General features: G+C 71.2%; 12 protein-coding genes and 1 pseudogene. 5 read left to right on the top strand and 8 right to left on the bottom strand.

The annotated features are described in order from the left end of the window. Positions 1 to 118: 118 nt before the first annotated feature. Positions 119 to 2122: pseudogene (locus tag E1293_RS11485) on the bottom strand (thioredoxin domain-containing protein). 114 nt (positions 2123 to 2236) lie between these two features. On the opposite strand from E1293_RS11485, the gene E1293_RS11480 reads away from it, so the two are divergent. Beyond that, a complete protein-coding gene (locus E1293_RS11480; protein ID WP_132196781.1) occupies positions 2237 to 3079 on the top strand; it encodes a recombinase family protein in 843 nt (280 codons plus the stop codon). A gap of 250 nt (positions 3080 to 3329) precedes the next feature. On the opposite strand, the gene E1293_RS11470 is transcribed toward E1293_RS11480, so the two are convergent. Beyond that, positions 3330 to 4685 carry a dihydrolipoyl dehydrogenase family protein gene (locus E1293_RS11470; RefSeq protein WP_132196777.1) on the bottom strand — a complete coding sequence of 452 codons (1356 nt, stop codon included), beginning with the start codon at positions 4683 to 4685 and terminating at the stop codon, positions 3330 to 3332. A 25-nt stretch (positions 4686 to 4710) separates the two neighbouring features. Further along, positions 4711 to 5646: a ribonuclease Z gene (locus E1293_RS11465; protein WP_132196775.1), complete on the bottom strand. Its 936-nt coding sequence runs from the start codon at positions 5644 to 5646 to the stop codon at positions 4711 to 4713. Between the two features lie 79 nt (positions 5647 to 5725). On the opposite strand from E1293_RS11465, the gene E1293_RS11460 reads away from it, so the two are divergent. Further along, entirely contained in the window at positions 5726 to 6202 is a 477-nt protein-coding gene (locus tag E1293_RS11460) for a pyridoxamine 5'-phosphate oxidase family protein (protein ID WP_132196773.1), read from the top strand. Positions 6203 to 6205: 3 nt separating this feature from the next. Here E1293_RS11460 and E1293_RS11455 read toward each other — a convergent pair whose 3' ends face one another. From E1293_RS11455 to mca, 4 genes are read right to left on the bottom strand one after another with little or no spacing between them, the layout of a single operon-like run. After that, positions 6206 to 6772, bottom strand: coding sequence for a tetratricopeptide repeat protein (locus E1293_RS11455; protein WP_132196771.1), 567 nt, complete (start codon positions 6770 to 6772; stop codon positions 6206 to 6208). A gap of 47 nt (positions 6773 to 6819) precedes the next feature. Next, the gene (locus E1293_RS11450; protein WP_243716164.1) at positions 6820 to 8088 is read right to left on the bottom strand and encodes a low temperature requirement protein A; all 1269 of its coding nucleotides are present in this window, start codon (positions 8086 to 8088) and stop codon (positions 6820 to 6822) included. A gap of 20 nt (positions 8089 to 8108) precedes the next feature. Further along, positions 8109 to 8333, bottom strand: a complete 225-nt coding sequence (locus tag E1293_RS11445) for a hypothetical protein (protein WP_132196837.1) — start codon at positions 8331 to 8333, stop codon at positions 8109 to 8111. Further along, on the bottom strand, positions 8333 to 9196 hold the full coding sequence (gene mca, locus E1293_RS11440) for a mycothiol conjugate amidase Mca (protein WP_132196835.1): 864 nt from the start codon (positions 9194 to 9196) through the stop codon (positions 8333 to 8335). Before mca ends, E1293_RS11445 begins: the two co-directional genes overlap by 1 nt. A 190-nt stretch (positions 9197 to 9386) precedes the next feature. Between mca and E1293_RS11435 the strand changes: the two genes are divergently transcribed. Both E1293_RS11435 and greA read left to right on the top strand, forming a co-directional pair. Beyond that, entirely contained in the window at positions 9387 to 9773 is a 387-nt protein-coding gene (locus tag E1293_RS11435) for a DUF4307 domain-containing protein (protein WP_132196769.1), read from the top strand. A gap of 189 nt (positions 9774 to 9962) precedes the next feature. Continuing rightward, positions 9963 to 10463, top strand: coding sequence for a transcription elongation factor GreA (gene greA / locus E1293_RS11430; RefSeq protein ID WP_132196767.1), 501 nt, complete (start codon positions 9963 to 9965; stop codon positions 10461 to 10463). Positions 10464 to 10539: 76 nt separating this feature from the next. On the opposite strand, the gene E1293_RS11425 is transcribed toward greA, so the two are convergent. Then, a complete protein-coding gene (locus E1293_RS11425; RefSeq protein ID WP_132196765.1) occupies positions 10540 to 11082 on the bottom strand; it encodes an Lrp/AsnC family transcriptional regulator in 543 nt (180 codons plus the stop codon). Between the two features lie 128 nt (positions 11083 to 11210). On the opposite strand from E1293_RS11425, the gene hppD reads away from it, so the two are divergent. Then, positions 11211 to 12302, top strand: a complete 1092-nt coding sequence (hppD, locus tag E1293_RS11420) for a 4-hydroxyphenylpyruvate dioxygenase (protein WP_207938789.1) — start codon at positions 11211 to 11213, stop codon at positions 12300 to 12302. Positions 12303 to 12411: the final 109 nt, after the last annotated feature.

The raw sequence follows: 12411 nt of genomic DNA, 5'->3' as shown, positions 1-12411 counted from the left end.
CGGCGCGTCACCCGGCACCCTCGCCCGCCGAGCCCCAATGGGTCAGGTTCGTCCCAGCTACTCAGTAGTAACAGCAAGCATGCGTGTAATCAAGGTCACGCTGCCACAAAGTGGACCTTCAGTCCAATTGCCCACGTAGTTCGCGCGCCAGGTCGGCCTGCGTGGTCACGGGCAGCCGGCAGACGAACCCGCGGCACACGTACGCCGCCGGCGCCCCGTCCACCAGGCCGCGGCCCTCCAGCAGCGGGACGCCCGCCGCGTCCGGCGGCCCGGCGCTCACCACCGCGCCCGGCGCCACCGCGAGGAGGGCCGTCCGGTGCAGCGCCCGAGTGCGCTCGTCGGCCGGGTCGCCGATCACCGCGACCTCCACCGGCCCGGTCGCGTGCGCCTCCGCCACCGCCAGGCCCCAGCCCGCGAACCGCGCGTGCTTGTCGGCGAGCGTCCCGGCCGGCGCCAGCGCCGCCTCGGCGGCCTGCCGGTGCCGGTCCGACCCGGTGAGCGCGGCGAACGACAGCAGCGCGCCCGCCGCCGCGAACTGCCCCGACGGCGTCGCGTTGTCGGTCGGGTCCTGCGGCCGCCGGAACAGCCGCTCCGCGTCGTCGGCCGTGTCGTAGAACCCGCCGTCACCGTCGCCGAACCGCTCCAGGACGGTCTCCAGCAGCTCACCTGCCAGCCGGACATGACGCGGGTCGCCGGTGACCGCGTGCAGAGCCAGCAGCCCTTCAGCGACATCGGCGTAATCCTCCAGGACACCGGCGTTCGCACCCGCCGTCCCGTCCTTGGACGTCCGCGCCAGCCGCCCGTCGCGCACATGGACGTCCACCAGCAACTGCGCGACCTCCTCGGCGGCTCGCACGAGATCCGGCCGATCGAACAGCGCACCGCACTCGGCCAGCGCCGCGACGGCGAGCCCGTTCCACGCGGCCACGACCTTGTCGTCCCGTGCCGGAGGGATCCTCTGCGCGCGCGCCGCGAGCAGGACCGTCCGCACACGCTCGTACCGCTCGACGTCCTCCGGGTCCTTCAGAAGCTGCAGAACCGACGCCCCGCGCTCGAACGTCCCGGTCACCTTGAACAGGCTCTCCGCGAACTCGGCGTCGTCCCCGAGCACCTCGCGCAACTGCGCGGGCGTCCACACGTAGTACTTGCCCTCGACGCCCTCGCTGTCGGCGTCCAGCGCGGACGCGAGCCCGCCCTGATCGGTCCGCAGGTCGCGCAACATCCAGTCGCACGTCTCCAGCGCCACCCGCCGCGCGATCGGCGTCCCCGTGAGCCGCCACCAATGCGCATACACCCGCGCCAGCAGCGCGTTGTCGTACAGCATCTTCTCGAAGTGCGGGACGACCCACTGCGCGTCCACCGAGTACCGTGCGAACCCGCCGCCGAGCTGGTCGTACATCCCGCCCCGCGCCATGGCGTCCAGCGTGTGCGCCGCCATCGCGGCCGACTCCTCGTCGCCCGTCCGCGCGTTGTGCCGCAGCAGGAACTCCAGCGCCATCGACGGCGGGAACTTGGGCGCACCCCCGAACCCGCCGCGCACCGCGTCGTACGAGGCAGCCAGCACCTTCACCGCACGCGCGAGGGCACCTTCACCGGGCACTTCAGTCCCGGCCAGCCCCGGCCCACGCGCGCTCAGCGCGGTGACGACCTGCTGCCCCTGCCCGACGACGTCGTCGCGCTGCTCCGTCCACGCCTTGTGGACGGCCTGCAGCAGCGCCCCGAACTGCACCCGCGGAAAGTACGTCCCGCAGTAGAACGGATGCCCCTCCGGAGTCATGAACACCGTCATCGGCCACCCGCCCTGCCCCGTCATGGCCTGGGTGGCCTCCATGTAGACGGCGTCGATGTCCGGCCGCTCCTCCCGATCCACCTTGATGTTCACGAACAACTCGTTCATGACCCGCGCCGTCTCGCCGTCCTCGAACGACTCATGCGCCATCACATGACACCAGTGGGATCAGCGGAGCTACCAGTGGCAGGATGCGTACCCTACTGAGAGCAGTATGGGCACGTCCCGCCGCTGAGCCTCCGCGATCGCCTCCTCTCCCCACTCCCGCCAATCGACCGGATTGGCGGCATGCTGAAGGAGATAAGGCGACCTAGCCTGCGCTAGTCGGTTCACTCCCCCAGCCTCTCACACGCCCCAGCACCACCGACCTCGTCACCCACCGCAGAGTGTCGGTCCCGCACTGTAACTTCCGGGTCACGTCCGGCCAGGCAGACCTCGGGAGGCGAGATGAGTTCCATCCAGCCGCGCCTGATCGCCTACGCGCGTATCAGCGATCTTTCAGGGAAGCGGCGAACCCTCGCTGGCGTCCTGGGCGTCCACGCCCAGCACTCCGCCTGCGAAGCGATGGCACACGACGCGGACGCCATCGTCGTCAAGCGGTACACCGACAACGACAGATCGGCGAGCCGCGGCGAACACCGCTCCGGTTTCGAGGCTCTTCTGTTGGATTTACACCGTGGCCACACCGCCGAGGGCGAGCCAGTGCAGGGCGTCGTGGCAGTGGACGTCGACCGCATCTATAAGACACCGGCGCAGTGGGAGCGCTTCATAACCGCTTTCTGCACAGTCCCAGGTCGTGTCTTCTTGGACTGGCAAGGACACCACGACCTATACGCACCGGATGCCGATGAGACGGGTTTGCAGGACGTCTCGGTCGTGATGGGCGAGAACTCCAGGCGAAGTGACCGGACGAGGCGGTGGTACGCCGCCCAGGCGCAGCGGGGAGTAGCCCACACGGGCGGACGGGTCTTCGGCTACCGTCCCGCCGCGGGCGTAGCAGGAGCCATCGAGGTCGTCCCGGAAGAAGCCGCAGTCATCCGTGAAGCCGTGGCCGCCTGTGCCGAGGGACGGTCATGGGGCGCGGTTACAGAGATCTTCGCACGCTCCGGGATTCCGACCGAGAACGGCGGCCCCTGGCGAACTCAGACCGTCAAGCAGATCATCTCCAGCCCTCGCCTCGCAGGTCTGCGCATGATCGACGGTGAGATCGTCACCGACCGGCTCGGGGAGCCGGAGAGGCCGTGTTCCGGCAGCGGTCGGCTGTCCTTGAAGAGATCCTCCGGGATCTGACCGCGGAGAAGCTCGCATGGGAAGCGGTCGACGCCTGTTTCAAGGACCGAGCGGCAGAGCGGCTCCGGCGATGGCAGATCCTTCCAGAGGAAGGGGGTTATGACCTTCACCAGAGACGGGCGCTCATCACCGAGGTCATTTCAGCGGTCCTGGTCTTCCCCGCAGGCCGCGGGAGAAGACGCCGGCGTAAGGAGGGGTACCTCCCGATCGTCAACCAAAGGCTCGTGGTTCCTGGCGGGGCCTGAGTCGCTCAGTGGGTGAGGTTGGTCAAGGCGGTTTCTATGGTGCGGTGGAAGGTGGGGTAGGCGTAGATCATGTCGCGGAGGGCGGCGGTGGGGGTTTCGGTGTGGACGGCCACGGCCAGGAAGCCGAGGATCTCGCCGCCGGAGGGGCCGGCGGCGGTGGCGCCGACCAGGGTGCCCCATTCGGTGCTCTCGACGAGCTTGATGAAGCCGTCGTTGCCCGTCTTGTGGATCCAGCCGCGGGCCGACTCGGGGATCTGCGCGATGGCGGTGCGGACGGGCAGGTTCTGGTCGCGGGCCTGCGCCTCGGTGAGGCCGACGGAGGCGATCTCGGGGTCGGTGAAGGTGACGCGGGGGACGGCGCGGTAGGCGGCGGGTGAGCCCTCCTGGCCGAGGATGTCGCGGACGGCGATGGCCGCCTGGTACATGGAGACGTGCGTGAAGGCGCCCATGCCCGTGATGTCGCCGATGGCCCAGACGTGGTCGGCGGCGCGCATGCGGCCGTCCACCGGGAGCCGGCGGGCCGTCTCGTCGAGGCCGACGCTGCCGAGGCCGAGGCCCTTCAGATTGGGGCGGCGGCCGGTCGCGACGAGGAGCCGGCCGGCGGCGAGGGTCTCGTCGCCGAGGCGCATCGTGAACTCGCCGTCGTGGGTGACGCGGCTGACGTCCACACCGGTGCGGACGCCGATCCCCTCGCGTTCGAAGACCTCGCGTATGAGGGCGCTGGACTCGGGTTCCTCGTTGAGGAGGAGGCGGTCGGCGGCCTCCACGACGGTGACGCGGGTGCCGAAGCGGGAGAAGACCTGCGCCATCTCGGCGCCGACCACTCCGCCGCCGAGCACGATGAGGGATTCGGGCGCCTCCGTGGTCTGGACGGCCTCCCGGTTCGTCCAGAACGGGGTATCGGCCAGGCCGTCGATGGGCGGGGCGGTGGGAGACGTGCCAGTGTTGAGGACGATGCCGCGGCTCGTGTGGAAGACCCGGTCGTCGACCGTCACCTCGTTCGGGGCGGTGATGCGGCCCTCGCCGCGGACGAACGTCACGCCCTTGCCGGTGAGGCGGTCGACGGCGACCTTGTCGTCCCACGAGTCGGTCGCCTCGTCGCGGATCCGGGCGGCGACCGGCGCCCAGTCGGGGCGGACGGACGCCTCGCCCGCCATCCCGGGGACGCGGTCCGCCTCGGCGAGCAGGCCGGCGGCGCGCACCATCATCTTGGTGGGGACGCAGGCGTAGTACGGGCATTCGCCGCCGACCAGCCGGGACTCCACGCCGACGACCGAAAGGCCCGCTTCGGCGAGCCTCCCCGCGGCGTCCTCTCCCCCGGGTCCCAGACCGATCACCACGACATCGACTTCGTCAGCCATGGACGGAGTCCTGCCCAGGTTCGGGTCAGGTCAGACGGCGCTGCGGCATCGGGATCCGGTCGAGATCGTGGACCAGGGTGATGTCGCCGGCGAAGGCGGCGGACGCCTCCGCCACGAAGCGCTTCTCGTCGTCGGCGGGGTACCGCTCGGAGAAGTGGGTCAGGACGAGGTGCCGGACGCCCGAGAGGGCGGCCACTTCGCCCGCCTGGGCGGCGGTGAGGTGGCCGTACTCGGTGGCCAGGGCGGCGTCCTGGTTCAGGAACGTCGACTCGATGACGAGCATGTCGACGCCGTCGGCCAGTTCGCGGACGCCGTCGCAGAGCCGGGTGTCCATGACGAACGCGACCTTCTGCCCCGGACGGGTCACGCTGCACTCGTCCAGCGTGACCGTGCGGCCTTCGGGGGTGGTGACCCGCCCCTCCTCCTGGAGGCGCCGGATCAGCGGGCCGCCGACGCCCCTGGCGCCGAGTTCGGCGGGCAGCATCGTGACGCCGTCCGGCTCCTCCAGCCGGTACCCGTACGCCTCGACCGGGTGGGAGAGGCGGCGCGCCGCCAGGGTGAACGGGGCGTCGCCGGTGTCGAGCGCCATCCGCTCGCCGGACACCGGACGTTCCCGGATCACGTCGGTGTCGCGGAAGGCGGTCGCGTGCCGCAGCCGCTCCCAGTACTGGCGGCCGCTCGCGGGGAACGCCGCGTCCACCGGGTGCTCGACGCCGTCGCGGGCGATGCGCTGGACGATCCCGGGCACGCCGAGGCAGTGGTCGCCGTGGAAGTGCGTCACGCAGATCCAGGTCACGTCGTTCGCCGAGACGCCCGCGTGCGCCATCTGCCGCTGCGTCCCCTCGCCCGGGTCGAACAGGACGCCGTGGCCGTCCCAGCGCAGCAGGTAGCCGTTGTGGTTGCGGGACTTGGTGGGCACCGCGCTGGCGGAGCCGAGGACGGTCAGATCGCGGACGGACATCCGTCCATGGTGCCGGGTGCGGAGGCGGGCAAGCGCTTGGTTATCGTGTGCATCCTGCAGGCGACCCTGGGAGGCTCCGTTGGCCGGGAACAAGCGCGAGAAGATCAAGATGACGCCGGAGGAGGTCGGCGCCTACCTCGCCGGCAACTTCAAGGTGCAGGTCGCGACGATCGGCAAGGACGGCGAGCCGCACCTGGTCACGATGTTCTACGCGCTCTACAAGGGCAAGATCGCCTTCACCACGTACAAGGCGTCGCAAAAGGTGCTGAACCTGCGCCGGAACCCGACGATGACGTGCCTGGTCGAGGACGGCGTCGAGTACAACGAGCTGCGCGGCGTCGCCCTCTACGGCCGCGGCATCGTCGTCGAGGAGCCGGGGCCGCGCAGCCTGGTCGGCATGGTCGTCGGCTCCCGCATGGCGGGGCTGCCCGTCCCGGAGATGGGCGAGCCGGTCGACCCGGTCATCGCCGAGGGCATCGAGCAGGCGCTCGCCAAGCGCGTCCTCATCGTCATGGAACCGGAGCGGATCACCAGCTGGGACCACGGCAAGGCGTGACGGTCACGCGCCCGGGCTCAGCTCGGCGGCGCGTGCGCGGGCGGCGCGTTCGGCGGGCCCGTCGCCGCGGAGGCGGGCGGCCTCGGCGATGCAGGTGAACATGGCGGCCTGCCCGTCCACGGCGTCCAGCCTGCGGAGGATCTCCAGGGCCTGGCCGAAGAAGTTGATGGCGGCGACCGGGCGGTCCGCGCGCAGGTAGGCCTCGCCGAGGCTCGCCAGCGCGCGGGCGCGGGCGCCGTCGTCGGGCTCGGGCAGGGCGGCGAACCCGTCCGGCAGCGGGCCGAGCAGCTCGATCGCGCGGTCGAGGTCGCCGGTCCTGGTCAGCGCGCGGGCGAGGTTGAGGCGGGCGGCCAGGACGGCCGGCGGGGCGCCGTCGCGCTCGGCCTGCCGCAGGGCGTCCGCCAGCACCTCGGCCGCCTCCGCCCAGCGCTCCCGGTCCAGCAGCGCGAGCCCCGCGGACTCCGGTTCGCCCCCGCCCCCGGCCGCGGCGGCGAGGTGGTCGTCGAGGACGCGGCGGAGCGCGGCCTCCCGGCCCGTCCCGGCGTCCTCAGGTTCCACGTTCGCGCGCACGTCGAGGGTCCTCCCCGGAGGCGGCAGGGTCCAACCGGACGGGCCCGTCACCGGCCTTCGGCGGTCTGGAGCGGCCCCGGAAGCGCGGCGGCCTCCCGGCGGTGCAGCCGGTGGGCGCGGACGTCCCACAGCGCCAGCGCCACCACCACGGCGGCCGCGCAGGCGTGCACCGCGAGGGGCGTGAGCCCGTGGGCGGAGGTCGCCGCCGCCGCGAGCACCGCCAGGCCGAGGAGCGCGACCATCCGCGCCCGGGTGAAGCCGCCGAAGACGGCCCGCTTGAACAGCGCGTGCCCGGCGATGAACAGCGCCGGGCCGCCCACCGCGACCGCGATGAACCCGTCGGCCAGGTGGCCGCCCGGGTGGACCATCACCATCTCGTCCGCGACCGCCCCGACGACGATGCCCGCGACCATGACGATGTGGATGAAGGTGTAGGCCGAGCGGCCGAGGCGTCCGGGGTCGGCGGACGCGGCGATGCGCTCGGCGGCGGCCTCCGCGGTGTGGTCGAAGTAGATCCACCACAGCGCGACGGTGCCGACGAACGCCGAGACGAAGCCGGCGGCGACCGCGGCCGACGGGGTGTGCCCGCCGAGCGCGGCACCGGTGACCAGGACCGTCTCGCCCAGCGCGATGATGAGGAACAACTGGCAGCGCTCGGCCATGTGACCGCCGTCGATCGTCCACTCGGCGGTGCTGGACCGGCCGAGCAGCGGGGTCCTGTAGCCGTGCCAGGGCGCGAGGTACTCCAGGGCGATCGCCAGCAGCCAAAGCCCGGCGCGGGCGTCGTGGTCGTGGACGAGGGCGCCGCCGATCCACAGGACGGCGGAGACCACCTGCCAGAACAGGACCCGCTGGAAGGTCCGCCCGAGTTCGTGCCCCCAGGTGCAGGCCACGACGAACGTGGTGCGGCCGACCTGGACGGCGACGTAGGCGACGGCGAACCACATCCCTTTGTCGCCGAACGCGCCCGGCACCATCGCCGCCATGAACAGCCCGGCCACCATCACCCCGACGAGCATCAGCCGGATCGCGGGATGGTCGGGGTCGAACCAGTTCGTCGTCCAGCACGTGTACATCCACGCCCACCACACCGCCAGCAGGAGCAGCAGCGTCTCGCCGGCGCCGCGCGGGGTGAGGTGGTGGAGCAGCAGGTGGGACAGCTGGGTGATCGCGAAGACGAAGACCAGGTCGAAGAAGAGCTCGAAGAAGGTGACCCGCGCGCCCGCGCCGCCGCGCTCGCGCAGCAGCGCGGTGACCCTGTGCGGACGCGCCGGACCGGACGGCGGGAACATCTCCGCACCGTGCGTTCGTGTCATGGGGGTGGGCCCGTCCGGGTTCAGGCGTCGTCGGCCGGGGCCTTGGCCGCCTTCTCGGCCTCTGCGCGCTCCCACTCCTGCTGCTTCAGGTCGTCCTCGCGGGGCGCCTGGATCTTCTTCATCTGCTTGGTCATCGAGCGGACCAGGAAGACCGTCGCGACCAGCAGCGCGATGAAGACCGCGAAGCCGAGGACGCCCGGGCTGACCGTGTCGTCGTTCAGCGGCAGGGCGAGGACGGGAGGCATCACAGACACACCTTCTCCCGGATGCCGGCGAACAGGTCGTCCTCCGGCAGCTCCGTGTCGACCAGGGACCTGGCCAAATGGTAGTCCTCGGTGGGCCATGCCTCGCGCTGGACGTCCAGCGGGACGACGAACCAGAACCCGTTGGGGTCGATCTGGGTGGCGTGGGCGAGGAGGGCGCGGTCCCGGGTCTCGAAGTGGTCGCCGCAGGGGACGCGGGTGGTCACGTCCCACTTCGCGGCCTTGTCGGTCTCGTCCTCGAAGCGCTTCATCCAGTCGCCGTACGGCGACTCCAGGCCCGCCTTCTCCATGGCGTTGTGCAACGCGAGAATGCGGTCCTTGCTGAACGTCATGTGGTAGTAGAGCTTGAGCGGCTGCCAGGGCTCGCCCGCCTCCGGGTAGCGGTCCGGGTCGCCCGCGGCCTCGAACGCCGCCACCGACACCTCGTGGCACTTCACGTGGTCGGGGTGGGGGTAGCCGCCCTTCTCGTCGTAGGTGAGCATCACGTGGGGCCGGAACTCGCGGACGGCGCGCACCAGCGGCTCGGTGGCCGTCTCCAGCGGCTCCAGCGCGAAGCAGCCTTCGGGCAGCGGCGGCAGCGGGTCGCCCTCGGGGAAGCCGGAGTCGACGAAGCCGAGCCAGTGCTGCCGGACGCCGAGGATCTCGCGGGCCCGCGCCATCTCCGCCTCGCGGACCTTGCCGATGTCGGCCTTGACCTCGGGACGGTCCATGGCCGGGTTCAGGATGTCGCCGCGCTCGCCGCCCGTGCAGGTGACGACGAGGACCTCGACGCCGTCGGCGACGTACCGCGCCATCGTGGCCGCGCCCTTGCTGGACTCGTCGTCGGGGTGGGCGTGCACGGCCATCAGCCGCAGCGGCTCGTCACCGCCCCCGCCGCAAGGGCGTTCGAGCGTCGTACCGTCGTCGATGACCTCGGACACTGGGGGATCTCCCTCTCGGAACTCTTGAGCGGCCCCCGGTTCGAGGCACGCGCCATGACAGACGAGAATGAATTGTCCCTGACAACGTCCCCACCCCGCACGGAGATTCCCCGCCATGACGACGAGCGTGTCGAAGGAAGCGCCGCCCGCCGAGCCCCGGCGGGGCTCCCGGCTGGGGCTGGTGGTCATCGGCGTCGTCACCGCGGTGATGGCGTCCGGGTTCGGGATCCTGGCCGCGCACACGGGGCAGACGCCCGGGATCGTCCCGCAGACGGTGGCCTACGACATCACCGGCACGTCGGTCGACATCACCTACACGGTGGCCAAGGGGAAGGGCGACGAGGTGCGCTGCACGGTCGACGCCTACGACGCCGACCTCGTCGTCCTCGCCAAGAAGGAGGTCACCGTGCCGGTCGGGAAGTCCAGCGTGAAGGGCGCGGAGACGCTGCAGACCGCGAGGCGGGCCACCGGCGCGAGGATCCGCGACTGCCGCAAGGTCTGACCGCCTCGCCGGGCCTCCTACGCTCGGTAAGGGATAAGACACGATTGGCGGATTGCGGACGCCTGGTTCAGGGAACCTTTACCCGCAACCACCGGATAGGCTAGAGGTTTCACCCGGCCGCACTTCATGTCGATGTGACACCCGCCCGCGGGGGCGGGTCGGATCGCACCATGTGGATGAGGAGTACCCGTGACCGAGACCCGCGCTGACAACGTCACCTGGCTGACCCAGGAGGCGTACGACCGGCTCAAGTCTGAGCTGGACCACCTGTCGGGCCCGGGCCGCATCGAGATCGCTCAGAAGATCGAGGCGGCGCGGGAGGAGGGCGACCTGCGCGAGAACGGCGGCTACCACGCGGCCAAGGAGGAGCAGGGCAAGATCGAGGGCCGGATCCTCCAGCTCCAGGCCATCCTGGAGAACGCCCGCGTGGGCGAGGCGCCGCGCACCGAGGGCGTCGTCGGCCCCGGCATGACCGTCACGGTCTCGTTCGAGGGAGACGACGAGGAGGTCACCTTCCTGCTCGCCTCCCGCGAGGAGGTCGGCGCCCCCATCGACGTCTACTCGCCGAAGTCGCCGCTCGGCGCCGCGATCGACGGCAAGAAGGTGGGCGACAAGGCCACCTACTCGCTGCCCAACGGGCGCTCGATGACCGTGGAGATCATCGACGCGACCCCCTACGGCGCGGCATAGCACCACCGCCACGACCGCCCGCCCTCCCCAGGGGCGGGCGATCACCCGGCCGGGAGGACGTCCGGCCCGCCGCTCCTCACCGGGCCGGCGGGCCGCTCGCTTTCCCGGCCGTCCGCGTTTGCGCCGCCTCTCTCCCGGCCGTCCGCGCGTCCGTGCGGGACGCCGCCCTGACCAGCGGGAGGGTGCGGTAGGGGATCTGGGTGGCGAGGGAGATCACCGAAGAGGCGCGCTCCACGCCGCCGACGTCCACGATCTCGTCGATGACGCGCTGCAGGTCGGTGTTGCTGCGGGCGACGATGCGGCACAGCATGTCACCCGGGCCGGTGATCGTGTGCGCCTCGATCACCTCGGGCACCTGCGCGAGCCGGGCCGCGACGGGATCGTGCCCGCCCGCCTGGCGCAGCTGGAGGGTGACGAACGCCGTCACCCCGTAGCCGAGCGCCGCCGCGTCGATCTCCGGGCCGTGGCCCGCGATGACGCCGTCGCGCGTCATCCGGTCGAGCCGCGCCTGGACGGTGCCGCGGGCGACACCGAGCCGCCGGGACGCCTCCAGGACGCCGACGCGGGGCTCGGTGGTGAACAACTCGATCAGCCGGCCGTCCAGTTCGTCGATCGGCACGACACCCTCCCGTGGTCGTGGTCACAATGTACAGAGCGACCGGTCGGACCCGCTTTCCACTGCACACCTTGTCCAGTGTTTCGATCCACTCTTGCGCACCTTGTAGGCGGATGCCGAGATTGGGTGGCATGGATGAGTTTCCGGTCAAGGGTATGGACGCCGTCGTCTTCGCCGTCGGCAACGCAAAGCAGGCCGCCCACTACTACTCGACCGCGTTCGGGATGCGCAGGGTCGCCTACCGGGGCCCGGAGAACGGCAGCCCGGACGAGGCGGTGCACGTGCTGGAGTCGGGCGGCGCCCGGTTCGTGTTCCGCGGCCCGGTGAAGGCCGGCACCGAGATCGGCCGGCACATCGCCGAGCACGGCGACGGGGTCGTCGACCTGGCGATCGAGGTCCCGGACGTGGAGCACGCCTACCGGCACGCGGTCGCGAACGGCGCGACGGGCCTGCGGGAGCCGCACGTCCTGGAGGACGAGCACGGCAAGGTGACCGTCGCGGCGATCGCCACCTACGGCCAGACGCGGCACTCGCTGGTCGACCGCTCCAACTACACGGGCCCGTACCTGCCGGGGTTCGCGCCCGCCGACCCGATCGTGGAGCCGCAGGAGAGAAGGTCCTTCCAGGCGATCGACCACTGCGTCGGCAACGTCGAGCGCATGGACGAGTGGGCCGACTTCTACCACCGGGTCATGGGCTTCACCGACATGGCGGAGTTCATCGGCGACGACATCGCCACCGAGTACTCGGCGCTGATGTCCAAGGTCGTCGCGGACGGCACGCGCAAGGTGAAGTTCCCGTTGAACGAGCCGGCGGAGAGCGCCCGCAAGTCGCAGATCGACGAGTACCTGGAGTTCTACGGAGGGCCGGGCGTGCAGCACATCGCGCTCGCCACGAACGACATCCTGGCGTCGGTCGACCGGATGCGCGCCGCGGGCGTGGAGTTCCTGGAGAGCCCCGACTCCTACTACGAGGACGCGGAGCTGCGTGAGCGCATCGGCAAGGTGCGGGTCCCGATCGAGGAGCTGCGCAGGCGCCGGATCCTGGTCGACCGGGACGAGGACGGCTACCTGCTGCAGATCTTCACCAAGCCCGTCCAGGACCGTCCGACGGTGTTCTTCGAGCTGATCGAGCGGCACGGCTCGCTCGGCTTCGGCAAGGGCAACTTCAAGGCGCTGTTCGAGGCGATCGAGCGGGAGCAGGAGCGCCGCGGCAACCTCTGACATCCGCCTTCGCGGACTCGGGGATGTCCGGCCCTGGACGCGGCGCGTCCAGGGCCGGACTTCTCCGGGGGGACCGCCCGCGTCCCGCAGCGGGCACACTGTGTGGGCA

This window comes from Actinomadura darangshiensis, from assembly GCF_004349235.1.
GTDB classification, from domain to species: domain Bacteria; phylum Actinomycetota; class Actinomycetes; order Streptosporangiales; family Streptosporangiaceae; genus Spirillospora; species Spirillospora darangshiensis.
Note: the sequence above shows the minus strand (reverse complement) of the source record. Positions and strands in the feature narration are given on the sequence as shown.

Bases quoted from the DNA above. Each gene is read 5' to 3' on its own strand.
- E1293_RS11480 (WP_132196781.1), top strand. From the start codon at position 2,237: ATGAGTTCCATCCAGCCGCGCCTGATCGCCTACGCGCGTATCAGCGAT.
- E1293_RS11470 (WP_132196777.1), bottom strand. From the start codon at position 4,685: ATGGCTGACGAAGTCGATGTCGTGGTGATCGGTCTGGGACCCGGGGGA.
- E1293_RS11465 (WP_132196775.1), bottom strand. From the start codon at position 5,646: ATGTCCGTCCGCGATCTGACCGTCCTCGGCTCCGCCAGCGCGGTGCCC.
- E1293_RS11450 (WP_243716164.1), bottom strand. From the start codon at position 8,088: ATGACACGAACGCACGGTGCGGAGATGTTCCCGCCGTCCGGTCCGGCG.
- E1293_RS11445 (WP_132196837.1), bottom strand. From the start codon at position 8,333: ATGCCTCCCGTCCTCGCCCTGCCGCTGAACGACGACACGGTCAGCCCG.
- mca (WP_132196835.1), bottom strand. From the start codon at position 9,196: ATGGCCGTGCACGCCCACCCCGACGACGAGTCCAGCAAGGGCGCGGCC.
- E1293_RS11435 (WP_132196769.1), top strand. From the start codon at position 9,387: ATGACGACGAGCGTGTCGAAGGAAGCGCCGCCCGCCGAGCCCCGGCGG.
- hppD (WP_207938789.1), top strand. From the start codon at position 11,211: ATGGATGAGTTTCCGGTCAAGGGTATGGACGCCGTCGTCTTCGCCGTC.